Here is a 21,762-nt window from a genome sequence, read left to right on the forward strand (position 1 = left end):
CTACGACCGGGCGGCCAGCTCGCTCTCGTAGTAGCGGATCTTGTCCCGCAGGTGCCCGTACTGCCGCTCCAGCAGCGCCATCTGCTCCTCGACTGCCTCGGCGTGGGCGCGCAGCAGCTCGACACGGTCGGCGATGCTGTCGTCGCCGGTGCGGGCCAGCTCCGCGAAGCGGCACATCTGGTTGATCGGCATGCCGGTGTCGCGCAGGCAGCGCAGCAGCCCGAGCCAGCCCAGGTCGTGATCGGAGAAGACCCGCTGCCCGCCGGGCGTGCGGTCGACCTCGCTCAGCAGGCCGATGCGCTCGTAGTAGCGCAGCGTGTCCAGGCTGAAGCCGCTGCGCCGGGACGTCTCGGAAGGGGTGTACGCGCTCATCGGCCCACGATAGCTTGACCTGGAGCGCGCTCCAGGTGTCAGGCTGGTCCGCATGACGACGACACGGACATTGGGCCGCAGCGGGATCGAGGTCAGCGCGCTGGGCATGGGCTGCTGGGCGATCGGCGGCCCGCTGTGGGGCGAGGACGGGCAGCCCTACGGCTGGGGCGAGGTGGACGACGAGGAGTCGATCCGCACCGTGCACGCGGCCCTCGACCACGGCATCACCCTGTTCGACACCTCCAGCAACTACGGCGCGGGCCACAGCGAGCGGGTGCTCGGCCGGGCCCTGGCCGGACGGCGGGACAGCGCGGTCATCGCCAGCAAGTTCGGCTTCACCGTCGAGGAGCGGACCCGGCTGGCCACCGGCGAGGACTCCTCGGCCGCGTACGCGATCAGCTGCCTCGACGGCATCCTCGGCCGGCTCGGCACCGACCACCTCGACCTGTACCAGCTGCACCTGGGCCACCTGCCGGTCGACCAGGCGCTCGACCTGGTGGAGACCCTGGAGGACCTGGTCGCCCAGGGCCGCATCCGGGCGTACGGCTGGAGCACCGACGACGCCGCGCGCGCCGCCGCGTTCGCCAAGGCCGGGGCGCACTGCGCGGCCGTGCAGTACGACACCTCGGTGCTGAACGACAACGCCGCCATGGTCGACGTGCTGGCCGCCTGGAACCTGGCCGGGCTCAATCGCGGCCCGCTCGCGATGGGCCTGCTCACCGGCAAGTACCACGGCGCCGTCGGCGCGCTCGGCAACGACGACGTACGCGGCAAGAACCCGGAGTGGCTGCGCTGGTTCACCGCCGGCGTGCCGACGCCGGAGTGGGCGGCACGGGTCGACCGGGTCCGGGAGGCGCTCACCGCCGACGGCCGCACCCTCACCCAGGGCGCGCTGGGCTGGCTGCTCGCCCGCAGCCCGCACAACCTGCCGATCCCCGGCTGCCGCACCGTCGCCCAGGCCGAGGAGAATTTCGCCCCGCTCGCCCGCACCCCGCTGCCCGCCGACGCGTTCGCCGAGGTCGAGTCCCTGCTCGCCGACCTGCGCGGCTGACGCCGGCCCGGCGGCATGACGGCGCGGTCAGACCCTTCGGCGGGCGGCGCAATACGGTTGCCGAGCGTGGCGCGGCCTGTCACCGTTGCCGTCGTGTCGAAGACGGACGGGGTGGGGATGTGAGCGGGCGGCTGCGGGAGATCGCACGGCAGACGGTGGAGATCGCGGAACGCGGCGACTACCGCAACGCGGCGGGCGAGCGGGTCGAGATCGGACCGGCGGTACAGGCAGCCGTCGCGGGCACCCGCCACCACGAGCCTGACGAGCAACTGAACCTGACCGGCGCGCAGAATCCGCAGCCGGAGATCGAGGTGACCAGGGAGTCGACGCTGGTCGCCGCGCGGCGGGCCGGTCCGGCGGCGGCCTGCCTGGTGTTCGCCTCGGCGAAGAACCCGGGCGGCGGCTTCCTCGGCGGCGCGAAGGCCCAGGAGGAGAGCATCGCCCGGGCGTCGGCCCTCTACCCGAGCCTGCTGGCCGCGCCGGACTTCTACGCCCACCACCGGGCGCAGCACGACCTGCGCTACAGCGACCGGGTGATCTACTCGCCGCGCGTGCCGGTGTTCCGGGACGACAAGGGCAACCTGCTCGACGAGGCGTACCAGACCTCGTTTCTGACCTCGGCCGCGCCCAACCTGGGCGCGATCGCCCGCAACCAGTCCGCCGACCTGCCGGACGTGCCCGCGGTGCTGCTGCGCCGGGCGACCCGGGTGCTCACCGTCGCGGCCGCGCACGGGCACCGGACGCTGGTGCTCGGCGCGTGGGGCTGCGGGGTGTTCCGCAACGACCCGGCCGCGGTCGCGCAGGCCTTCGCCGGTGCGCTGCGCACCGTGGACCGCTTCGACCGGGTCGTCTTCGCGATCTACGACAACCTGCCCGGCACGCCGGTGCACGCGACGTTCGCGCGGGTGTTCGGCGGCTGACCGGCGCGCAGTCCTGGCATCTTCTCCCGGATCGAGGCGGTGGCCGGCACACTCCGGCACCCGGCGCAGCGAACGCGGCGGCCGGCCTCAGAGCGCCGCGGCGGCCCGCAGGCCCAGGCGGGGCGAGGCCAGCACGGGGATGGCGGTCACGCCGCGTTCGGTGACCGGCGCCATCGACGCCTGGGCCAGCACGACGACGTCGGCGTCGGTGACCTCCGCCAGCGCCGCGGCGACCCGGTCGAGGTAGCCGTCGAGGTCACCGGCCTCGAACCGGTCCCACGCGCCGCAGATCATCCGCGCGGACACCGTGACCTGCCGACCCGCGCGGGCGGCCTCCTCCTCGATCAGCGCCGTGGTGGGCGCGAGCGTGGTGGCGAGCGCGGCCAGCACGGTGATCCGAGGGCCGGCGGCTACGGCCGCGGCGGCCATCGGCCGGTCCACCCGCAGCACGGGGATGCCCGCCCGGCCGGCGGCCTGCTCGGCGAGCGCGCCGATGGTCGAGCAGGTGCACAGCACCGCCCGCGCCCCGGCTTCCGCGGCGAGGCCGATCTGCTGGGCGACCTGGTCGGCGACGGCCGGCACGCCGTGGCGGCGGGCGTCGTCGAGCAGGTGTTCGGCGACGATGTGGTACAGCGTCAGCGCCGGCGCGTCCTCGTTGCGGAGCCGGTCGAAGGTGAGCACATGGGCCTGCGAGGTGTGCAGGAGAGCCAGCATCGTCGTTCGTTTCCGTGCGAGTCGGACATTCGAGGGCGGATCACCGTAGCACCGGGTGCGCCCCGACCGGCCCCTCGCGAGACAGCCGTCACAGCGGTGCCGGAGCATCACGCCCCTGCGGATCGGCGGTTCGCCGCGCGCCCTCGGCCCTGGCGGCGCACGGCTAACGTATGCCCATGCTGCTGACGATCAAGCGAGGACTTCCGCTGCTGGGTGTGCTGACCGGCGGCATGCTGGTGAGCTCGGTGGCGGGTACCGCACTGCTGGACCAGGATCTGATGCTGCTGGGGTTCTTCGCGGGAGTCGTCGCGGCGGTCGGCGGCATCTACGTGATCAAGGGGCGCGACCTGCGTATGCGCTGGGGTTTCGCCGCCTGCGGCCTCGCGCTCCTGATCAACATCGCTTTCATGCAGGCCGCGTCCTCCGTCGTCCTGGAATTCGCGGGCGAGCCGGTCGCGGCGACCGTGGTCGCTGCCCGCGAGGGCTACGAAGGCAAAGGGGCGCGCAGCCACCGATACACCCTGACCGAGCTCGGCGGAGCGCCGATCAGCGGAGAGCTCACCCTGAAGGAAGGCGAGCCGCTGCGGATCGGCGACCAGCCGACGGTGCTGCGCGATCCGGCCGGCCTCGCGAACCCGATGCTCGCCGACGAGCCCGTCGCGGGCAGCGCCGGCGCGCTCCTGATCTTCTGGCTGGTGGTGGCGGTGCCGGCGCTCCTCGCGGGCCGCCCCTACGGGCAGCCCGCGCGATCAGCCGACCGGGACGACGCGGTGGTGAGCCCGGTGGTCGAGGTGCGCCGCGGCCGCGACCGCCCGCAGCGGTCCCGGCGCGGCTGACACCGGTCTCGCCGCGGGCGGCCGCGTACGCCGTCACTCAGGCGCGGCCCGTGCCGCAGTAGAGGTCGAGCTCGCCGGCCAGCTCCACCGCGATGACGGTGGCGTACGGGTCGAGGTCGGCGGCCGCCGGCGCGTCGATCCAGGTCACGCCGGGCACCTCGGCGTGACCGCCGGTGACGCGGTGGCCGAGCGCGGCCCCGGTGCCCAGCACGTGCGCCCGCCGCACCGGCGTACGCAGTCCCTTGACCGCGACGGCGTCGCCGGGGGAGCCGAAGCACACGAGGTACAGGGTGCGCCGGTCGGGCGACACGGTGCTCGGGCCGTAGTGGTGGCCCGCGGGCAGTCCCGCGACGGTGCCGAAGACGGCCGCCTCGTGCCGCGCGATCCACGCCCCGAGGCCCTCCAGCCGCTCGACCTGCTCGGCCGGGATCGTGCCGTCGGCCCGCGGGCCGACGTCGAGGAGCAGGTTGCCGCCCATGCCGATGGTCTCGGTGAAGTAGCGCACCAGCTGGCCCACGGACTTGTGGTTGGTGTCGCCGGGCCGGTAGCCCCACGAGTCGTTGACGGTCAGGCACAGCTCCCACGGGCCGTCCGGCGCCCGCATCGGGATGCCCTGCTCCGGGGTGGCGTAGTCGCCGTAGGACATCATGCGCGCGTTGAGCACGGTGTCCGGCGCGGCGGCCAGGATCTGCGCGGACAGCTCCCGCATGCGCCACTGCTGCTCGCTGCGCTCCCACTCGCCGTCGAACCAGAGCAGGTCCGGGCGGTAGCGCTCGACCAGCTCGCCGACCTGGCCGTCGCGGTAGGACAGATACCGGGCCCACGCCTGCTCGTCGTCGGGTTTGCCGTCCTGCGGCGCGACCCACTCGCTGTCGTTGACGTGCTGCGCCTCGCCCTGGCTGCGCACCGAGGCGTAGTCGGGGTGGTTCCAGTCCGAGTGCGAGTAGTAGAGGCCCACCTTGAGGCCGCGCTCGCGCAGCGCCTGCGCGTACGGGCCGATCAGGTCGCGCCCGGCGGGGGTGTGCTCGACGACGTTGCGCCCGCCTCGCGCGGAGTCCCAGAGCGCGATGCCGTCGTGGTGGCGGGCGGTGAGCACCGCGTAGCGGGCGCCGACCCTGGCGAACAGCTCCGCCCACGCCTTCGGGTCGTAGTTCTCGCCCGCGAAGCCGGCCTGCTGGCGCATGTACTGCTCGTGCGGGACCTCGCCGGCGTAGAAGGCCCACGACTCCAGGGTGCCGTCGACGGCGTAGATCCCCCAGTGGAGGAAGATGCCGAGCTTGGCCTCGGCGAACCAGGGCTGCATGGCCACTGTCGTGCTCCTGTCTTTCTGGTCGACGGTGGGTAAGGCTAGGGCCCGATCGCCTGGCAGCGCGTTGGTTCTGCTCACCATCACTGGTACGTTTTCACCATGACGGGGCTGGCGCCCGGCGGCCGGACGGTGCGCCTGCGCCTGGACGGCCCGCCGCAGGTGGCGAACATCGGGGTGGGCGTGCACGGCACCGCGGTGGCCCGCGAGTCGTTCCTGCTGCCCGAGCTGTGGCAACTGCACCTGTACGGCTACCAGGGCGAGCTCACGGTCGGCGGGGTCGCCCACCCGATCCGCCCCGGGCACGTCAGCCTGATCCCGCCGGGGGTCGAGGTGCGCTTCGACTACCGGGGGCGCTCCGAGCACCTGTACGCCCACCTGCGCCTCGCGCGCGCCGGGACACCGCTGGCGGTGCCGGTGATGCAGGACGCGGGGGCGCAGGCCGCGGCGCTGTCGGCCATGCTGCGCCAGGCGGTGGCGGCCGCGCCGCGCCGGCCCGCGCAGGCCGCGGCGGAGGTGTGGGCGGTGCTGTGGCGGGTGGCCCAGCTGCCGCGCGCCGAGCCCGACGCGCGATCCGGCGGCCCGCATCCGGCGGTCGCCGCGGCGATGGCCTACCTGGAGGCGCGGCTGGCCGAGCCGGTGTCGGTGCCGGACGCCGCCCGGCACGCGGGCGTGTCGCACAACCATCTGACCCGGCTGTTCCGGGCCGAGACCGGCGACACCGTGGTGGCGTACCTGCGCCGCCGCCGGCTGGCGCGGGCCGAGCACCTGCTGCGCCGCTCGACGCTGTCCATCCCGGCCGTCGCCGCCTCCGTCGGCATCGCCGACCTGCAGGCGTTCAACAAGGCCTGCCGCCGCGAGTTCGGCCTGTCCCCGCGTGCCCTGCGCGCCGCGCGCTGACCGCACGTCCGCTGTCGTCTTCACGGCTCGACAGCGCTTGCAGGCACATGCTAGTTTTTTCTTGCAGGTGAAAGTAGAAGCTAGGGGGGCCGATGGAGACGTCGCACACCGGCGACGAGCTGGCGCGGATCCTGGCGACACTGGCCAACCCGCACCGCATGCGCGTCATCGCCGCACTGGCGCACGGGCGCAACTACGTGAGCGCGCTGGCCCGCGAGCTGGGCATCAGCCGGCCGCTGCTGCAACTGCACCTGGCCAAGCTGGAGGCGGCGGGCCTGGTCACCGCCGCGTTCGAGCTGTCCGCCGACGGCAAGGCCATGAAGTACTACGACACGGTGCCGTTCACCGTGACACTCACCCCGCAGAGCATCGCGCAGGCCGCGCGCACGCTCACCACCGTGGAAGGAGACAACTGATGAACTCGTACTCCATGAGCATGGGCACGATCTGGATCGTCGGCATGTTCGTCATCGCGATCACCGGCATGGTGCTGTGGCACCGCCAGCAGAACGCCAAGGCCAGGGCGCTCTCGGGAAGCTCCGACCAGCTGGCCGCGATCGCCGCGCAGCTGGCCGACCTGCAGGCCCGGGTCAGCAAGATCGAGAAGGTGCTGGCCTCGGTCGACTGACGTCGTCGGCGCCGCTGTGCCGCCTACCACGGAACGTGCGGGACCGGCTCCGGCCGGTCCCCGGCGCCTGGGGTTCGATCAGCGGCTGCGCGTGAAATGAGCGCCGCCTTAGTCTGATGACCATGACGTTCCAGCTGCCTGACGCGATCGCCGCGCTGAGCCGTACGCCCGATGTGCTCGACGCCCTGCTCGGTGACCTCGACGACGGATGGGCGCGGCAGCGGCCGGCCGAGGGCGAGTGGAGCGCGCACGACGTGCTCGGCCACTTCATCCACGGCGAGCGCACCGACTGGATCCCGCGGGCCCGCATCATCCTCGACCACGGCACGTCGGTGCCGTTCACGCCGTTCGACCGCGACGGCCATGTCGCGATCGCGGCCGACCGCTCCACCGCCGAGCTGCTCGACCTGTTCCGCACCCTGCGGGCGGAGAACCTCGCCGCGCTGCGCGGCTTCGACCTGACCGCCGACGACCTCGACCGCGAGGGCGCGCACCCGGCATTCGGCCCGGTCACCCTGGGCCAGCTGCTGGCCACCTGGACCACCCATGACCACGTCCACCTGGGCCAGGTCACCCAGGCCCTGGCCAGCCGGTACACCACCGAGGTCGGCCCCTGGCACGCCTACCTGTGGGAGTGACCGGCGACCGGAGCCTCCACGCCACGCGGGCGTCCGCACCCCGTTTTTGATACACGTTGGCCTATCTCATCGAAGTTGATCTCGATTTATTCGATGAGATAGGCCAACGTTTATGGAAATGCGGGTCGGGGTGTGGTGGACGGCTCGGCTCAGGCCTGGGCGGGGGAGGTGTCGGGGTCGGGGCCGCGCTGGGTGGGCAGGTGGGCCGGCTCGGGCTGGGCGGTGGGCGGGGCGGAAGCCGGTTCCGGGGTGCGGCGACGGCGGCTGATCCGGTTGATCAGCGGTTCGACGCCGCGGGCGGTGAGCGGGCCGAGCACGGCCAGCATCAGCACGTACGCCGCGGCCAGCGGACCGAGCTGCGGTTCGATGCCCGCGGCGACGGCCAGCCCGGCGATGACGATGTTGAACTCACCACGCGGCAGCAGCGCCACCCCGGCGCGCAGCCGGCCCGCGACGCTGATGTGCGCCCGCTTGGCGGCCCACCAGCCGGTGGCCATCTTCGTCGCGATGCCCGCCAGCGCCAGCAGGATGGCGATGCCGGCGACCGGCGGCAGTGCCGTCGGGTCGGTCTGCAGGCCGAAGAAGACGAAGAACACCGCCGCGAACACGTCCCGCAGGGGCGTGAGCAGTTCCCGGGCGGTGTGCGCGAGCGGCCCGGACAGCGCGATGCCGACCAGGAACGCGCCCACCGCGGCGGAGACCTGCAGCTCCTGGGCGATGCCGGCGACCAGCACGGTCAGGCCGAGCACCTTGAGCAGCAGCACCTCCGAGCTGGGCGAGGCGACGAACTTCTCCACGTACCGGCCGAACTTCAGCGCGACGACGAGGATGACGGTGATGGTGAGGCCCGCGATGCCCAGCGTGGTCAGGCCGGTGGCGAAGCTCGCGCCGGCCAGCATCGCGGTCAGGATCGGCAGGTACATCGCCATGGTCAGGTCCTCGAAGACCAGCAGCGACAGCACGACGGGCACTTCGCGGTTGCCCAGCCAGTTCAGGTCGGACAGGACCTTCGCGGTGATGCCGGACGAGGTGACGTACGTGATGCCGCCCAGCGCCACGGCCGCCACCGGACCCCAGCCCAGCAGCAGCGCGACGATGACGCCGGGCGCCGAGTTCAGCACCAGGTCGACCAGGCCCGCGGGGGCGTTGTGGCGCAGCGTGCTGACCAGTTCGGGCGCGGTGTACTCCAGGCCCATCGTGAACAGCAGCAGGATGACGCCGATCTCGGCGCCGGTCGCGGCGAACTCGCCCGCCTCGTCGATGGGCAGCAGGCCGCCCTTGCCGAACGCGAGGCCGGCGAGCAGGTAGAGGGGGATGGGGGAGATGCCGACCCGCAGCGACACCGCGCCGAGCAGGCCCAGGGCGAGGATGACCGCGCCGATTTCGATCAGTACGAGGGCTCCGTGCATACGCGTCAGCCGTTGTTGAGGATGTCGGTGACGGCGGCGGTGCCCTCGGCGGTGCCCACCGCGACGGCGAGGTCGCCGGGGTGGAACACGAAGTCGGGGCGGGGGCTGGCGAGGATCTCGCCGCCGCGGATGACCGCGACGATGGACGCGCCGGTCCGGGTGCGGGCCTGGGTGTCGCCCAGGGTGCGCCCGTCGAACGGCGAGCCCGCGATGACGGGGACCTGGACGGTGAGCAGGCCCACGACCTGGCGGCGCAGGTCGGCCAGGCGCTCCACGATCCGGGAGGTGCCCAGCAGTTCGGCCACGCCGTTGGCCTCGTCGGTGTTGAGCGACAACGTGGCGACGGCGGTATCGGGATCATCAGGGTGGTAGATCACGATGTCCCGCCGTCCGGAGACGTGCGACACCACGGCCGCGTGCTGTCCCCGTGCGGTCTGGAACTCGTGCCGCAACCCGATGCCCGGTAACGCGGTGCGCTCGACGTCCAAGGCTCAACCTCCTGTGCGTGATCGACTGAGGTAACCCTACCGAACCGATAGGTAACTGGTCTACTGGCAGGTAGTCCGTTACCGCGCTGACGTCGGTGTCGTCGCAGGTCAGCCATGGTCGACTTCAAGTTCGCTTGACCCCCGGTCGACGCTCCGTGATCGCGGACCCCGGCGCCGCGCGGGGCGAGGCCTGTCGCGCATGGCCGGCTTCGGATAGCGTGCCGCCATGTCGACCCTCGCCTCGCCCGCCGCCGGCACGGGCGGCACCGCCGCCGAGCCCGGCTTCCGCGCCGCCGTCCAGGAGCACGCCGCGGACCTCATCGCGCTGCGGCGGCAGGTGCACCGCCGCCCCGAGATCGGGCTGCACCTGCCGCAGACCCAGGCCGCCGTGCTGGCGGCGCTGGACGGGCTCCCACTGGAGATCACCACGGGCCGCTCGCTCAGCTCGGTCGTCGCGGTGCTGCGCGGCGGCCGGCCTGGCCCGGTGGTGCTGCTGCGCGGCGACATGGACGCGCTGCCGGTGACCGAGCTGACCGGGCTGGAGTACGCCTCCGAGGTGGCCGGGGCCATGCACGCCTGCGGGCACGACCTGCACGTGGCGATGCTGGCCGGCGCGGCCCGGCTGCTGTGCGAGGTGCGCGACCGGCTGCCCGGCAGCGTGATCTTCATGTTCCAGCCCGGCGAGGAGGGGCCCGGCGGGGCCGAACCGATGATCGCCGAGGGTCTGCTGGACGCCGCCGGCGAGCACCCGGTGGCGGCGTACTGCCTGCACGCGCTGTCGGCGCTGGAGCCGTTCGGGCGCTTCTCCACCCGGCGCGGGCCGATGCTCGCCGCCGCGGACACGCTGAAGGTGACCGTACGCGGCGCGGGCGGCCACGGGTCCGCGCCCCAGTTCGCCAAGGACCCCATCCCGGCCGCGTGCGAGATGGTGACCGCGCTGCAGACCTTCGTCACCCGCGGCATCGACATCTTCGACCCGGCCGTCATCACGGTCGGCACCTTCCACGCCGGCACCGTCGAGAACGTCATCCCGGCGCGGGCCGAGTTCGGCGCGACGCTGCGCTCGTTCTCACCGGCCACCCGGGAACGGGTGCGCCAGGGTGTGCTGGACGTGGTGCGCGGCATCGCCGCCGCGCACGGGCTCACCGCCGACGCCGACTACGTGCCCGGCTACCCGGTGACGATGAACGACGGCGGCGAGGCCGAGTTCGCCGCGCGCACCGCCGTGGAGCTGTTCGGCGAGGACCGCTTCGCGTGGACGGCCAACCCGGTGGCGGGCGCCGAGGACATGTCGTACGTGCTCGAACGGGTGCCCGGGGCGTTCGTCTACCTCGGCGCCTGCCCGCCCGGCCTCGACCCGGTGACCGCCCCGCTCAACCACGCGCCCGAGGCCCGCTACGACGACGCGGTGGTGCCCGACGGGGCCGTGCTGCTCGCCGAACTCGCCTGGCGGCGTCTGTCGCGTTAGGACGTCCGGTTAGGAGTCCGTGGACCTGTCCGGACGTGTCGCACAGGGGGTGCGACGCCGAAGCGGCCGCGTCGTGTTGAGTGCTGGTTGTCAGTCACCTTGCGTGGCGGTCATAGCACCGACAGGCGCGGACCGTCGCGGTCGGCCCTCTAGCGTCGGTGGGAAAGTGATGAGCTCCCGGACCTCGAACCTGCGGGCGAAGATCGCCTTTCTGCTCGCCTCCCTCGCCGCACTGTGGGCCTTCGCCGCGTTCGTGACCATGCGCGAGGGCCTCAACCTCTTCTGGATCAGCACGCTCGACCAGGAGGTGGGCCGCCCCACCGACTCCCTCGTCGCCGCGCTGCAGGCCGAGCGCCGCATCTCCGCCGTCGTGCTGGCCGCCGACGACAGCGCCCACCGCGCCGAGCTGGCCACCGCCCGCGCCGCCACCGACGCCGCCGCGGCGCGCTTCCGCGAATCGGTGCGCGGCACCACCGCCGGCTGGGCCGCCACCCCGATCGCCGAGCGCAACATCGCCGACCTGGGCCGGATGCTCGACGGGCTCGGCCCCGTGCGCGCCGACGTCGACCAGCGCACCGGCGAGCGCAGCGAAGCGGTCGCCTACTACACCGAGACCATCGGCGCCGGATACCGCATCTTCGCGACCATCGCCAGCTTCGACGACCAGGCCATCAACGACCAGCTCAGCCACCTGCTGATCATGTCCCGGGGCCGGGAGCTGCTGTCGCAGGAGGACGCGCTGATGTCCGGCGTGCTCGCCGCGGGCCGCTTCTCGGCCACCGACGCGGCCGAGTTCGCCCAGCTCGTCGGCGCGCAGCGCAACATCCGCGCCACCGGCCTGGAGGGCCTGCCCGACGACACGGCGATCTACGACCCGGTGCTGGAAGGTCCCGCGCTGACCCGGCTGACCCAGGTCGAGGACCTGATCGTCGCCCGCGCCCGGCCCAACGAGGCCCCGCCGGTCACCGCCGCCGACTGGCGGGCCGCGTTCGACCCGGCGCTGACCGCGCTGGCACAGCTCGACATCGACCTCGCCGAGGCGACCATCGCCCGCGCGAAGGGCCCGACCATCCTGGTCATCGTGCGGCTGGTGCTGGCCGCCGGCCTCGGCCTCATCGCCGTCGTCGCGTCCATCGTGCTGTCGATCACCACCGCGCGGGCCATCGTGACCCAGCTGCGGCGGCTGCGCGACGCCGCCGACGAGCTGGCAGGCGAACGGCTGCCCCGGGTGGTGCAGCGGCTGCGGGCCGGCGAGGAGGTCGACGTCGTCGCCGAAGCGCCGCCGCTGGCCTTCGGCAACGACGAGATCGGCCAGGTCGGCCAGGCGTTCAACGCCGTGCAGGAGACCGCGATCCGGGCCACCGTCGAGCAGGCCGAGCTGCGCCGCAGCGTACGCGACCTGTTCCTGAGCCTGGCCCGGCGCAGCCAGACCCTGGTGCACCGCCAGCTCACCATGCTCGACGCCATGGAGCGCCGGGCCACCGACGCCGCCGAACTCGACGAGCTGTTCCGGGTCGACCACCTGGCCACCCGCATGCGCCGCAACGCGGAGAACCTGATCGTGCTCGCCGGCGCGGTGCCCGGCCGCGGCTGGCGGCGCACCATCCCGGTGGTCGACGTGATCCGCGCCGCGGTCGCCGAGGTCGAGGAGTATCCGCGGGTCAACGTGCTGTCCAGCGAGGCCGCCGGGCTCGCCGGGCACGCCGTCGGCGACGTGGTGCACCTGCTGGCCGAGCTGATGGAGAACGCGCTGGCGTTCTCGCCCCGGCACACCCTGGTCAACGTCGGCGGCTCCGCGGTCGGCGCCGGATACGTGATCGAGGTCGAGGACCACGGCCTGGGAATGACCCCCGCCGACCTGGAACAGGCCAATGCCCAGCTGCACGAACCCGCCGAGTTCCTGCTCACCGGCACGCCGCGGCTCGGCCTGTACGTCGTCGGCCGGCTCGCCGAGCGCCACCACATCAAGGTCCGGCTGCAGCCCTCGGCGGGCGGCGGCACCACGGCGATCGTGCTGCTGCCGTCGAGCCTGGTCTCGGACGCCTGGACGCCCGCGCCCGGCCACGACAGCGGCGAGCACCGCGTCGTCACCGGCCCGCCGCCGCAGCCGGCCGCCGAACTCGTGGCCCGCGCCACCGGCGACGGGGACCACCGCGCCGCCGTCACCGCGTCTGCGCAGCCTACGGGCACGCTGCCGGTCCGCACGCCCCGCCCGGCTGCCGAGCGGCCGCAGCGCGCGCCGGTGGCGGCCGCGCCCGCCTTGGGCGAGCCCGCGGCGGGCGTGTCGCCGGAGCCCGAGTCCCGGCCGGCCGCGCTTGACGAGTGGGAGCCGCCCGCCGAGCCGATGGCCGAGGGCGCGGCCGCGCCGACCCCGGCCGGCCCGGCCGCCGTTCCCGCGCCCGCCGTCGCCGCGACCACCACGGCCGCCGCCGCCACCCCCGCCGCCGTCGCCCGGGTCAACGGCTCCACCTCGGACGCCGGGCTGACCGGCGGCACCGTGGTGCCCGCCCCGCGCGGCCCGGTCGAGGGCACCGTCTACACCCCGTCGGGCCTGCCGGTGCGGGCCCGCCCGGCGGTGCCCGCGGTGCCCCTGGCGGAGCAGCGGGCCGAGGCCGTGCGGGTGGTGGAGGAACCATCGGAGTCGCCGCCGGGAGTCGAGTTACGGCTGACCCCCGGCGGGTCGCAGCAGTCCGAGCCGGGGTCCGGCGACCTCGTCCCGGGACCCGGCGAGCGCCCTGCGTCTCAGGTCTACAGCCTGATCGCGGCATACCAGCAGGGCAGCCGGCGGGGCCGGCTCGCCGCCGAACAGATCGCCACCGAACCCCGCGGCCTGGGCGAGCCCGAGCCGGAGCCCGAGGACCGGCCCGCACTGCCGCGACGGCCGAGCCCGCGCACAGCGCCGCGGCACGAGGAAGGGCAAGGCGGAGGGGAATGACCGTGGAGCAGAAGACGAGAGCAGCGTCCGACCTGGCCTGGCTCGCCGACGATTTCGTCGAACGGGTGGCGCAGGCCCAGAAGGCCATCGTGCTGTCCGCCGACGGCCTGCTCATGGCCGCGTCCGCGGAGCTGAGCCGGGAGGACGCCGAGCACCTCGCCGCCGTCGCGGCCAGCCTGTTCGGCCTGGCCCGCGGGGCGGGACGGCGCTTCGGCAAGGGCAAGGCCCGCCAGGCGATCATCGAGATGGACAGCGGTTTCCTGTTCGTCACGGCCGCGGGCAACGGCGCCTGCCTGGCCGTGGTCGCGGGCAAGGACGCCGACGCGGGCCTGGTGGCCTACGAGATGGCGATGCTCGTGGTGCGGGTGGGCCAGTACCTGACCGCACCGGCCCGCGGCAGCCACCCGTGAACGTGGCACAGCCGTTGCAACCCGACGGCATGCCCGGCGACGGGCTGCTGTGGGTCGACGAGGAGGCCGGGCCGCTGATCCGCCCGTACGCGATGACCTCCGGCCGGACCCGGCCGCGCCACGGCGACCTGGACCTGATCGCGGTCGTCGTGGCCACCCGGCCCACGCTGCCCTCCGACGGGGGCCTGGGCTCGGTGTACGCCGAGATCATGGCGGTGTGCCAGCGGCCCGTGTCGGTGGCGGAGATCGCCTCGTACCTGCGGCTGCCCGCCGGCACGGTGCGCGTGCTGCTCAGCGACCTGCTCGAACGGCGGCTCGTCCGGCGGCGCGCCCCCGTCAACGTCAACCAGCTCCCCAGCGCGGACATTCTCAAGGCGGTCATCGATGGCATCCGAGCCCTATGACGACGAGGGCGGCATCCCGGCCGCCTTCAAGATCCTGGTCGCGGGCGGGTTCGGCGTCGGCAAGACCACGCTGGTCGGTGCGGTCAGCGAGATCTCGCCGCTGCTCACCGAGGAACTGCTGACCGACGAGAGCATCGGCGTGGACGACACCGCCGGCGTGGAGACCAAGTCCACCACCACGGTCGCGCTCGACTTCGGCCGCATCACCATCAACGACGACCTGGTGCTCTATCTGTTCGGCACGCCCGGGCAGGAGCGTTTCATGTTCGTCTGGGACGAGCTGGCGTACGGCGCGATCGGCGCGGTGGTGCTGGCCGACACCCGGCGGCTGGAGGACGCGTTCGGCTCGATCGACTACTTCGAGCAGCGCGGCACCCCGTTCGTGGTGGCGGTCAACTGCTTCGACGGCGCTCGGGTGTACCAGGCGCAGGAGGTCGAGCAGGCGCTCAACCTCGACCCGCACGTGCCGGTGCGGCTGTGCGACGCGAGACGCCGCGAGTCGGTCAAGGAAGTCCTGGTCACCTTGCTGGAGCAGGTGATGACACAGGGGGCACACGCCGTGGGCTAGGACGGCGCGGGGAACTGCCCGCCGTGCCGCAGGAGGGGCGGCGCGCCGGGCAGACACCCGTGACGCCCGCGGTGACGGGGGACGGCGGCGCCTGGGGGGTGCCGCCGTCTCCCGTCGGAGGGCGCCGCTGCCCCGGGCGGTGCGGGCCCGGGGCAGCGGAGTTCGGTCAGCCGGTCACAGGGTCAGTGTCCAGCTGTTGATGTAGCCCACGTCGTTCGAGGCGGCGTCCTGGACCCGCAGGTTCCAGGTGCCGTTGCGCACCTCGGTCGACAGGTTGACGGTGTACGTCTGGTCGATGTTGTCCGCGCTGCCGCCGCTGCGGTTGTGCAGCACGTAGGTGCTGCCGTCCGGCGCCACCAGGGTCACCACCAGGTCACCCTTGTACGTGTGCACGATGTGCACCTCGGCGGTCGACGTCGCCGACGCGTTGCCGGAGCAGCCCGAGACGGTGATCGGGCTGTTGACGGTGCCCAGGTCCACGATGGTCACGTCGGTGGCGTTGGCGCCGCCGCAGCCCGGCGGCAGCGTCCCGCCCAGATTCAGCGTCCAGCTGTTGACGTACCCGACGTCCGACGGGCCCGCGTCCTGCACCCGCAGTTTCCAGGTGCCGTTGGCGACCTCGCTCGACAGGTTCACGGTGAACGTCTGGTCGATGTTGTCCGCGCTGCCGCCGGTCTTGTTGCGCAGCGTGTAGAGCGTGCCGTCGGGCGCGACCAGGCTGACGATCAGGTCACCGACGTACGTGTGCACGATGTGCACCTCGACCGTGCTCGCCGAGCCCGCGTTGCCGGTGCAGCCGGTGATCGCGATCGACGACTCCACCGTGCCCTGGTCGATGATGGTGACGTCGGTCGGGTTGGTGGCCGAGCAGCCGGGCGGCCCGGCGACGGTCAGCGAGAACGTCGTGGTCCGGGTCGCGGCGCTGCCGGTGCCGGTGACGGTCACCGTGTACGTGCCGACCGGCGTGCTCGCGCTGGTCGCGATGGTCAGCGTCGACGAGCCGCCCGAGGTGATCGTCGACGGGCTGAACGACGCGGTCGCGCCGCTGGGCAGGCCGGACGCGGACAGGGCGACCGACTGGGCGCTGCCGTTGGTGACGGTGGTGCCGATGGTGGAGGTCACCGAACCGCCGGCCGTGGTGCTGCCCGAGGCGGGGCCGGCGGCCATCGAGAAGTCGTTGCCCGCGGGCGTGCCCACGGCCAGCGTCCACACCGCGTACGCGGCGGCGTCGGCGGCCCGGTTCAGCACCGTGTCGTTGATGTTGCTCGGGAACGTGTCGCACGACGCGTGGTAGCAGGGGTCGTAGTCCCCGGTCGTGCCGCCCCACTTGGTGACCTGCGCCGACGTCTTGTTGGCGCTCGCTCCCGCGGCGATGCCGCTGGTCTGGATGCCGGCCGCGTTGAACGAGGCGTCGTCGGAGCGGCCCGCGCCCTCGACGTTCTCCTCGGGGTTCAGCCCGGGGAAGTTCGCGTCGTAGTACGCCTTGATGGTCTGCCCGAGGCTGCTGGTGATGCGGTTGATGAAGTAGCCGCCGTTGGTGGAGGCGATCATGTCGAAGTTCAGGTAGCCGGTGATCTTCGCGCGGTCGGCCGACGACAGCGAGTTGACGTAGAACTCGGACCCGTTGAGGCCCTGCTCCTCGTCGGTCCACCAGCCGAAGCGCACGTGCTTGACCATGGTCGGGTTCTGCTCGGCCAGCGTCAGTGCCAGCTCCAGCAGCATCGACGAGCCCGAGGCGTTGTCGTTGATGCCCGGCCCGGCGGACACGCCGTCGAGGTGCGCGCCCAGCATGAGCACCTGGTTGGCGTCGCCACCCGGCCAGTCCGCGATGATGTTCGGCCCGGCCCCGCTGGTGCAGCCCGAGGTGCAGTTCTGCTTGACGACGCTGTATCCGGCCGCGGTCAGCGCGTTGAACACGTAGTTCACCGACGCCGTGTAGCCGGCCGTGGTGGACCGGCGGTTGCCGCCGTTGCTGCTCGCGATCGTCTGGAACTGCTGCAGGTGGGTGCGGATGTCGGTGAGCGAGATGTCGGGCGGGGCCAGGGCGAGCGCCGGGGCGGCCGGGACGGCCACGGCTCCGGCGAGTGCCATGGCCAAGACGAGAATGCCGCGGATGATGGGGTTTCTTCTCACGCCGTACTCCTCGGGGTCGAGTGCGCCGGGGTTGCCGGTCCTGAGGAGGATAGAACGTAAAGTAGATAGATTTGAATAGGTGGAACCCGACACGCTGGGGTCCAGCCGACCGATGGCCGTAAGCTTCCGCCCGTGGATCACCTGTCCGGAACCGTCGTCGCCGCCGTCGCGCTGTTCGCGGGCACCAACGTAGACGACCTGATCGTGCTCACCGTGCTGTTCCTGAGCAGCCGCACCACCGGCCGCCCGCGCCGCTGGGAGATCTGGACCGGCCAGTACGCCGGCATCGCCGCCCTGATCGGCGCATCCGCCCTCGCCGCCGCCGGCCTCGCCGTGGTGCCCGACCGCTGGATCGGCCTGCTCGGCCTCATCCCGCTGCTGCTGGGAGTACGCGCCCTGATCCAGACGCTGCGCTCCCGCGGCGACGGCGGCCCCCCGCCCGCCGTGGCCACCACCGCCCTGGCCGTCGCCGGGGTCACCGTCGCCAACGGCGCCGACAACATCGCCGTCTACACACCCGTGTTCCGCACCATCGGCGTCACCGACAGCCTCGTCACGATCGCCGTCTTCCTGGTCCTCGTCGCCGTCTGGTGCGCCGCCGCAGCCTGGCTCGGCGCACACCCCCGCGTGGTGGCCTTCATCGAGCGCTACGGCCACTGGCTGGTTCCGGCCGTCTTCATCGCCATCGGCCTGCTGATCATCCTGGACTCGCCGCTGTTCACCGGCGCCTGACCCGACTCCGTGCCGCGGTACTACCCGGCCGCGGCGGCGCGGCCGAGGGGGATGCCCCCGCCGCGCATTTGCTCTGCACCCATTCCCTTGCTCTGCACCCATCGGCGCAACGGATCGGTGCTGTTGCGTCCGTGGGTGCAGAGCAAGCTTTTGGGTGCAGAGCAAATACGGTGGCACCCATGTCCCGCCACCGCGTGCGGCCGTGCGAGACTCGATCATGGCTGTGACGAATCCCTGGCTGGCCGGGCCGTCGCCGACCCGGCGGCTGCCGCGCGAGCGGCTCGAAGAGCGCATCCTCAACCTGCTGTCCTCGCAGAACATGTGCGTGCTGGCCACCACCGGTGCGGACGGCCCGCTGGCCACCCCGGTGCGCTACTACCACCTCGACTTCGCGGTGATGTTCACGGCCGTGGCGACGTCGCCGAAGATGCGCAACCTCGCCGCCGACCCGCGGGTCTCCGTCGGCGTGTTCGCCCCGCTGGTCGGGCAGGCCAGCAGCCGGGGCGTGCAGCTGTTCGGCCGGGCACGGGCGCTGGAGCGCGGCGACGCGGAGTTCGACCACCACTGGGAGGCGTTCCGCTGGCAGAGCGACCACGTCGAGCGGTCCCGCCCGCTGGACGAGCCGCCGGCGGGTCCGCTGGTGGTCATCGAGGCGGAGCGCATCGTGTACACCGAGCACTGGCTGCGCCGCGACGGCTACGCCCCGCGCCAGTTCTGGCGGCGCAGAGACGATCAGACGGTCCAGTAACCGCGTACGTCGTTGGTGATGTCGGGACGCAACTGCACCCGCAGCCCGTCGGCGGCGTCCTTCGGCACGTCGAACACGACCACCCCGCCCGCCTTCTCGCCGGTGTTCAAGGTGACCGACTGCATGCCGGCGTCGAAGCCGAACGGCAGCACCGGCTCGAACAGCGTGCCGTCCGCGGCGACCAGCGCGAAGTCGCAGAAGCAGGCGTACGTCTTGCCCGCGCTCACCTTCACCTCGACCGTGATCGCGATGAACACGCCCTTCTTCGGGCGCACCAGCGCGCTGTCCGGGGCCACGGTGTGCCGGGACAGCTTGCTGACCGTGTACGCCACCCGGTTGTCGCCCAGCCCGCCGCTGGTCTCGATGCTCTGCCCGAGTTTCGCGGTCGGCGCGGACTCCGGCGACCTGGCCGGTGCGGACGCGGCCGGGTTGCCTCCGCCGGTCACGTTCGACTGCTGCGGCTTGACCCCGCAGCCCAGGCCGACCACGGCACCGAGGAGCAGCACGGCGATCAGCGCAGGCCGGTGCCGGGAGGGCCGGGGGGTCGACATCGTCGCATCGTAGACCGCGCGACCGCCTCGGTCGACAGTTCGCGTGAGCCGCGGTCGGCCGCGGAATTGCGTTGCCCAGGTCGCCGCCGGGCTCCTAGCCTGGGCTGTCACCAGGAACGCGGCCGTCTCCGCCCGTCCTCGAAAGCTGAGAAGAGGGTAGTCATGAGGTCGCTGATTCCGGCTGTGCTGCGCGAGGAACGCCAGTTCGCCCGCTACTTCTACGGCCAGGCGCTGTCCATGGTCGGCGACCGGATCAGCTTCGTCATCATGCCGTTCGCCGTGCTGTCCATCCCCGGCGCGGACGCGGCCGACGTGGGCCTGGTCAGCGCGGCCACGCTCGTCCCGTTCCTGGTCTTCGCGCTGGCCGGTGGCGTATGGGCGGACCGGCTGCCCCGGCAGCGGGTGATGCTCGTCTCCGACCTGGTCCGCTTCGTGAGCCAGGCCATGGTGGCGGTACTGCTGCTGACCGGTGCCGCGCGGATCTCGCACCTGGTCGTGCTGATGGCGGTGTTCGGCACCGCCGACGCCTTCTTCGCGCCCGCCGCCGGCGGGCTGATGCCGCTGATCGTCGGCCCGGAACGGCTCCAGGAGGCCAACGCGCTGCGCGGCCTGGTGATGTCGACCGGCCTGGTCGCCGGACCGGCGCTGGCCGGAGGCCTGATCTTCCTGGTCGGGCCGGGCGGCGCGATCGCCCTCGACGCGCTGAGCTTCGCCGTCAGCGCCGCGTTCCTGGCCCGGCTCAGGCCGCGCGCCGCCGACCCCGCGGACGCCCCGCGGGGTGGCTTCCTCGCCCAGCTGCGCGAGGGCTTCACCGAGGTCATGTCGCGGACCTGGGTCTGGTCGACGCTCGCCGCGCTGTCGGTGTACCACGTGGTGGTGCTGCCGTCGGTGTTCGTGCTCGGGCCGGTGCTGTCGGCGCAGGAGTTCGGCGGCGCGGCGGCCTGGTCGGTGGTGGTGGCGGCGTTCGGCGTCGGCTCCGTCGTCGGCGACGTGATCGCGCTGCGCGTACGCATCGGCCGCCCGCTGGTGATCGCCGCGGCGGCGCTGGCCGTCGCCTCCTGCCAGGCCCTGATCATCGGGGCCGGCCCGACCATCCCGGTGATCGCCGCGCTGGAGGCCGTCACGGGCGTGGCGGTGGCGCTGGCGTTCACGATGTGGGAGACGTCGCTGCAGGCCAACGTGCCGCAGGCGGCGCTGTCGCGGGTCAGCTCCTACGACTACCTGCTGACCGCGGGCCTGATGCCGCTGGGCCTCGCCGTCGCCGGCCCGATCGCGCAGGAGATCGGCTTGCGCCCGACGCTGTACGGCATGACGCTGCTGGGCGTGCCGGCCGCGCTGGCCCTGCTCGCCGTCCCGGCGGTCCGCCGCATGCGCGCCCCCGAACCGGTCGCACAGCCCGTCCCGGCGCCGGCTCCGGTCGCGGCATAGGCTGGCCGGATGGCAGAGGTGACAGCGGACACGAGCTTCTCCGGCGAGGACTGGTACGGCGACGAGCTGGTGGAGCGGCACTTCGTGCGCTGCACCTTCCGCGACGTCGACATGACCGAGCTGACCAGCCAGAACGCCGTGTTCGAGGAGTGCGTGTTCGGCAACGTCAAGTTCAACGCCTCCCGGCATACCGACAGCGCGTTCCTGCGCTGCCAGTTCCTGCGCTGCAACCTGTTCGAGGCCGAGTTCACCGGGTGCAAGCTGACCGGCAGCGTGTTCGAGCAGTGCACGCTGCGGCCGCTGCGGGTGACCGGCGGCGACTGGTCGTTCGTCAACCTGTCCGACGCCGACCTGCGCGGCGTCACCTTCTCCGGCGTACGCATGCGCGAGGCCGACCTGACCTCCGCCGTCTGCGACGGCGCGACGATCACCGCCGTGGACCTGTCCGGCGCGCACCTGGCCAAGGCCAAGCTCAACCGCTGCGACCTGCGCGGCAGCGACCTCACCGCGCTGCACCCCAACGAGGTCGAACTCCGCGACGCCGTCATCGACGCCCCGCAAGCCGTCGTCCTGGCCCAAACCCTCGGCCTCCGCATCGGCTGAGCCACCCCACCCCACCGCCCTCGGACGATGGGAAGGGCACCTTCTACACGGACGTCCGTTAAGAAGGTGCCCTTCCTTTGTTCCGGTCGGGAGGGGTCAGTGTTCGAGGTAGGTGGCGTGGTCGTAGTCGGCGTAGGCGCCGTCGGCGCCGAGGTCCTGGACCCAGAGGCCGAGGAAGGCGCCGGTGAAGCCCCAGGCGGCGGGTTCGCCGTCGACCTCGCGGGCAGCGTGCTCGTCGGACAGGATCGTCGCGTCGAACGTCGCCGGGAGCTGCTGCCAGCCGACCCCGGTGTGGTACGCGAAGCGCAGCGCGGGACCGTCGAACTCCACCCGCAGGCCGACCCGGTCCAGCCCGGTCACGTCGACGGCCAGTTCGGGGTGGGCGGTGCGTTTGCCGCTGTTCGAGCTGAGCACCTCCAGCAGGCGCCGGCCGTCGTCGGCCCGGGTCACGTACGCGTAGTACCAGTTCTGGGTGTTGTAGTAGCCGGTGATCCCGGCGAGCTGCCGGTGGTCGGCCGGC

24 protein-coding genes are annotated in these 21,762 nt (G+C 72.8%); 16 read left to right on the top strand and 8 right to left on the bottom strand.

Features of this window, described 5'->3' with window-relative positions; genetic code table 11:
• Window positions 1-372, bottom strand: a complete 372-nt coding sequence (locus Cco03nite_RS13805) for a MerR family transcriptional regulator (protein ID WP_203692456.1) — start codon at window positions 370-372, stop codon at window positions 1-3.
• A 52-nt stretch (window positions 373-424) separates the two neighbouring features.
• Between Cco03nite_RS13805 and Cco03nite_RS13810 the strand changes: the two genes are divergently transcribed.
• Window positions 425-1,423: an aldo/keto reductase gene (locus Cco03nite_RS13810; RefSeq protein ID WP_203692457.1), complete on the top strand. Its 999-nt coding sequence runs from the start codon at window positions 425-427 to the stop codon at window positions 1,421-1,423.
• 119 nt (window positions 1,424-1,542) lie between these two features.
• The gene (locus Cco03nite_RS13815; protein ID WP_203692458.1) at window positions 1,543-2,343 is read left to right on the top strand and encodes a TIGR02452 family protein; all 801 of its coding nucleotides are present in this window, start codon (window positions 1,543-1,545) and stop codon (window positions 2,341-2,343) included.
• 87 nt (window positions 2,344-2,430) lie between these two features.
• On the opposite strand, the gene Cco03nite_RS13820 is transcribed toward Cco03nite_RS13815, so the two are convergent.
• A complete protein-coding gene (locus Cco03nite_RS13820) occupies window positions 2,431-3,057 on the bottom strand; it encodes an aspartate/glutamate racemase family protein (protein ID WP_203692459.1) in 627 nt (208 codons plus the stop codon).
• A gap of 176 nt (window positions 3,058-3,233) precedes the next feature.
• On the opposite strand from Cco03nite_RS13820, the gene Cco03nite_RS13825 reads away from it, so the two are divergent.
• Entirely contained in the window at window positions 3,234-3,893 is a 660-nt protein-coding gene (locus Cco03nite_RS13825) for a hypothetical protein (RefSeq protein ID WP_203692460.1), read from the top strand.
• A 37-nt stretch (window positions 3,894-3,930) separates the two neighbouring features.
• On the opposite strand, the gene Cco03nite_RS13830 is transcribed toward Cco03nite_RS13825, so the two are convergent.
• Window positions 3,931-5,196 carry an alpha-L-fucosidase gene (locus Cco03nite_RS13830; RefSeq protein ID WP_203692482.1) on the bottom strand — a complete coding sequence of 422 codons (1,266 nt, stop codon included), beginning with the start codon at window positions 5,194-5,196 and terminating at the stop codon, window positions 3,931-3,933.
• Between the two features lie 105 nt (window positions 5,197-5,301).
• Here Cco03nite_RS13830 and Cco03nite_RS13835 point away from each other — a divergent pair, with 105 nt between their 5' ends.
• The 4 genes from Cco03nite_RS13835 (at window position 5,302) to Cco03nite_RS13850 (ending at window position 7,365) form a co-directional block, all read left to right on the top strand.
• Window positions 5,302-6,099 (top strand): helix-turn-helix domain-containing protein, encoded by a 798-nt coding sequence (locus tag Cco03nite_RS13835; protein ID WP_203692461.1) that lies wholly within the window; start codon window positions 5,302-5,304, stop codon window positions 6,097-6,099.
• A gap of 92 nt (window positions 6,100-6,191) precedes the next feature.
• The gene (locus Cco03nite_RS13840) at window positions 6,192-6,515 is read left to right on the top strand and encodes an ArsR/SmtB family transcription factor (RefSeq protein ID WP_203692462.1); all 324 of its coding nucleotides are present in this window, start codon (window positions 6,192-6,194) and stop codon (window positions 6,513-6,515) included.
• The gene (locus tag Cco03nite_RS13845) at window positions 6,515-6,727 is read left to right on the top strand and encodes a hypothetical protein (protein ID WP_203692463.1); all 213 of its coding nucleotides are present in this window, start codon (window positions 6,515-6,517) and stop codon (window positions 6,725-6,727) included. Before Cco03nite_RS13840 ends, Cco03nite_RS13845 begins: the two co-directional genes overlap by 1 nt.
• A gap of 122 nt (window positions 6,728-6,849) precedes the next feature.
• Complete coding sequence (locus Cco03nite_RS13850; protein ID WP_203692464.1) at window positions 6,850-7,365, top strand: DinB family protein; 516 nt, start codon at window positions 6,850-6,852, stop codon at window positions 7,363-7,365.
• A 149-nt stretch (window positions 7,366-7,514) separates the two neighbouring features.
• On the opposite strand, the gene Cco03nite_RS13855 is transcribed toward Cco03nite_RS13850, so the two are convergent.
• Window positions 7,515-8,774 carry a cation:proton antiporter gene (locus Cco03nite_RS13855; RefSeq protein ID WP_203692465.1) on the bottom strand — a complete coding sequence of 420 codons (1,260 nt, stop codon included), beginning with the start codon at window positions 8,772-8,774 and terminating at the stop codon, window positions 7,515-7,517.
• A 5-nt stretch (window positions 8,775-8,779) separates the two neighbouring features.
• On the bottom strand, window positions 8,780-9,262 hold the full coding sequence (locus Cco03nite_RS13860; protein WP_203692466.1) for a cation:proton antiporter regulatory subunit: 483 nt from the start codon (window positions 9,260-9,262) through the stop codon (window positions 8,780-8,782).
• A 226-nt stretch (window positions 9,263-9,488) separates the two neighbouring features.
• Between Cco03nite_RS13860 and Cco03nite_RS13865 the strand changes: the two genes are divergently transcribed.
• From Cco03nite_RS13865 to Cco03nite_RS13885, 5 genes are all read left to right on the top strand, one after another.
• Window positions 9,489-10,730 (top strand): M20 metallopeptidase family protein, encoded by a 1,242-nt coding sequence (locus Cco03nite_RS13865; RefSeq protein WP_203692467.1) that lies wholly within the window; start codon window positions 9,489-9,491, stop codon window positions 10,728-10,730.
• A gap of 169 nt (window positions 10,731-10,899) precedes the next feature.
• Complete coding sequence (locus Cco03nite_RS13870; RefSeq protein WP_203692468.1) at window positions 10,900-13,665, top strand: sensor histidine kinase; 2,766 nt, start codon at window positions 10,900-10,902, stop codon at window positions 13,663-13,665.
• Window positions 13,666-13,667: 2 nt separating this feature from the next.
• Window positions 13,668-14,075, top strand: coding sequence for a roadblock/LC7 domain-containing protein (locus tag Cco03nite_RS13875; RefSeq protein WP_203692483.1), 408 nt, complete (start codon window positions 13,668-13,670; stop codon window positions 14,073-14,075).
• The gene (locus Cco03nite_RS13880) at window positions 14,072-14,479 is read left to right on the top strand and encodes a DUF742 domain-containing protein (protein ID WP_239167357.1); all 408 of its coding nucleotides are present in this window, start codon (window positions 14,072-14,074) and stop codon (window positions 14,477-14,479) included. Before Cco03nite_RS13875 ends, Cco03nite_RS13880 begins: the two co-directional genes overlap by 4 nt.
• Window positions 14,460-15,047, top strand: coding sequence for a GTP-binding protein (locus Cco03nite_RS13885; protein ID WP_203692469.1), 588 nt, complete (start codon window positions 14,460-14,462; stop codon window positions 15,045-15,047). Before Cco03nite_RS13880 ends, Cco03nite_RS13885 begins: the two co-directional genes overlap by 20 nt.
• Before the next feature lie 174 nt (window positions 15,048-15,221).
• On the opposite strand, the gene Cco03nite_RS13890 is transcribed toward Cco03nite_RS13885, so the two are convergent.
• On the bottom strand, window positions 15,222-17,180 hold the full coding sequence (locus Cco03nite_RS13890; protein ID WP_425546948.1) for a proprotein convertase P-domain-containing protein: 1,959 nt from the start codon (window positions 17,178-17,180) through the stop codon (window positions 15,222-15,224).
• A gap of 132 nt (window positions 17,181-17,312) precedes the next feature.
• Here Cco03nite_RS13890 and Cco03nite_RS13895 point away from each other — a divergent pair, with 132 nt between their 5' ends.
• Together Cco03nite_RS13895 and Cco03nite_RS13900 are read left to right on the top strand one after the other, a co-directional pair.
• Window positions 17,313-17,912, top strand: a complete 600-nt coding sequence (locus Cco03nite_RS13895) for a cadmium resistance transporter (RefSeq protein WP_203692470.1) — start codon at window positions 17,313-17,315, stop codon at window positions 17,910-17,912.
• Between the two features lie 217 nt (window positions 17,913-18,129).
• Window positions 18,130-18,660 carry a pyridoxamine 5'-phosphate oxidase family protein gene (locus Cco03nite_RS13900; RefSeq protein WP_203692471.1) on the top strand — a complete coding sequence of 177 codons (531 nt, stop codon included), beginning with the start codon at window positions 18,130-18,132 and terminating at the stop codon, window positions 18,658-18,660.
• Here the strand turns inward: Cco03nite_RS13900 and Cco03nite_RS13905 are convergent.
• Window positions 18,645-19,211, bottom strand: a complete 567-nt coding sequence (locus Cco03nite_RS13905) for a DUF4352 domain-containing protein (RefSeq protein WP_203692472.1) — start codon at window positions 19,209-19,211, stop codon at window positions 18,645-18,647. The genes Cco03nite_RS13900 and Cco03nite_RS13905 overlap by 16 nt on opposite strands.
• Window positions 19,212-19,373: 162 nt before the next feature.
• Between Cco03nite_RS13905 and Cco03nite_RS13910 the strand changes: the two genes are divergently transcribed.
• Window positions 19,374-20,639, top strand: coding sequence for an MFS transporter (locus Cco03nite_RS13910; RefSeq protein WP_203692473.1), 1,266 nt, complete (start codon window positions 19,374-19,376; stop codon window positions 20,637-20,639).
• A 9-nt stretch (window positions 20,640-20,648) separates the two neighbouring features.
• Window positions 20,649-21,242: a pentapeptide repeat-containing protein gene (locus tag Cco03nite_RS13915; protein ID WP_203692474.1), complete on the top strand. Its 594-nt coding sequence runs from the start codon at window positions 20,649-20,651 to the stop codon at window positions 21,240-21,242.
• Window positions 21,243-21,338: 96 nt separating this feature from the next.
• On the opposite strand, the gene Cco03nite_RS13920 is transcribed toward Cco03nite_RS13915, so the two are convergent.
• Window positions 21,339-21,762: beta-xylosidase family glycoside hydrolase (locus tag Cco03nite_RS13920; RefSeq protein WP_506272207.1), on the bottom strand; the 424-nt coding region annotated here is incomplete at its 5' end.

Source organism: Catellatospora coxensis (assembly GCF_016862635.1).
GTDB classification, from domain to species: Bacteria; Actinomycetota; Actinomycetes; order Mycobacteriales; family Micromonosporaceae; genus Catellatospora; species Catellatospora coxensis.

Excerpts from the sequence above, each read along its gene's own strand:
- Cco03nite_RS13870 (WP_203692468.1), top strand. The coding sequence starts at position 10,900 with ATGAGCTCCCGGACCTCGAACCTGCGGGCGAAGATCGCCTTTCTGCTC.
- Cco03nite_RS13805 (WP_203692456.1), bottom strand. The coding sequence starts at position 372 with ATGAGCGCGTACACCCCTTCCGAGACGTCCCGGCGCAGCGGCTTCAGC.
- Cco03nite_RS13840 (WP_203692462.1), top strand. The coding sequence starts at position 6,192 with ATGGAGACGTCGCACACCGGCGACGAGCTGGCGCGGATCCTGGCGACA.
- Cco03nite_RS13810 (WP_203692457.1), top strand. The coding sequence starts at position 425 with ATGACGACGACACGGACATTGGGCCGCAGCGGGATCGAGGTCAGCGCG.
- Cco03nite_RS13885 (WP_203692469.1), top strand. The coding sequence starts at position 14,460 with ATGGCATCCGAGCCCTATGACGACGAGGGCGGCATCCCGGCCGCCTTC.
- Cco03nite_RS13900 (WP_203692471.1), top strand. The coding sequence starts at position 18,130 with ATGGCTGTGACGAATCCCTGGCTGGCCGGGCCGTCGCCGACCCGGCGG.
- Cco03nite_RS13865 (WP_203692467.1), top strand. The coding sequence starts at position 9,489 with ATGTCGACCCTCGCCTCGCCCGCCGCCGGCACGGGCGGCACCGCCGCC.
- Cco03nite_RS13905 (WP_203692472.1), bottom strand. The coding sequence starts at position 19,211 with ATGTCGACCCCCCGGCCCTCCCGGCACCGGCCTGCGCTGATCGCCGTG.
- Cco03nite_RS13915 (WP_203692474.1), top strand. The coding sequence starts at position 20,649 with ATGGCAGAGGTGACAGCGGACACGAGCTTCTCCGGCGAGGACTGGTAC.
- Cco03nite_RS13825 (WP_203692460.1), top strand. The coding sequence starts at position 3,234 with ATGCTGCTGACGATCAAGCGAGGACTTCCGCTGCTGGGTGTGCTGACC.
- Cco03nite_RS13820 (WP_203692459.1), bottom strand. The coding sequence starts at position 3,057 with ATGCTGGCTCTCCTGCACACCTCGCAGGCCCATGTGCTCACCTTCGAC.
- Cco03nite_RS13850 (WP_203692464.1), top strand. The coding sequence starts at position 6,850 with ATGACGTTCCAGCTGCCTGACGCGATCGCCGCGCTGAGCCGTACGCCC.
- Cco03nite_RS13855 (WP_203692465.1), bottom strand. The coding sequence starts at position 8,774 with ATGCACGGAGCCCTCGTACTGATCGAAATCGGCGCGGTCATCCTCGCC.
- Cco03nite_RS13845 (WP_203692463.1), top strand. The coding sequence starts at position 6,515 with ATGAACTCGTACTCCATGAGCATGGGCACGATCTGGATCGTCGGCATG.
- Cco03nite_RS13910 (WP_203692473.1), top strand. The coding sequence starts at position 19,374 with ATGAGGTCGCTGATTCCGGCTGTGCTGCGCGAGGAACGCCAGTTCGCC.
- Cco03nite_RS13835 (WP_203692461.1), top strand. The coding sequence starts at position 5,302 with ATGACGGGGCTGGCGCCCGGCGGCCGGACGGTGCGCCTGCGCCTGGAC.
- Cco03nite_RS13830 (WP_203692482.1), bottom strand. The coding sequence starts at position 5,196 with ATGCAGCCCTGGTTCGCCGAGGCCAAGCTCGGCATCTTCCTCCACTGG.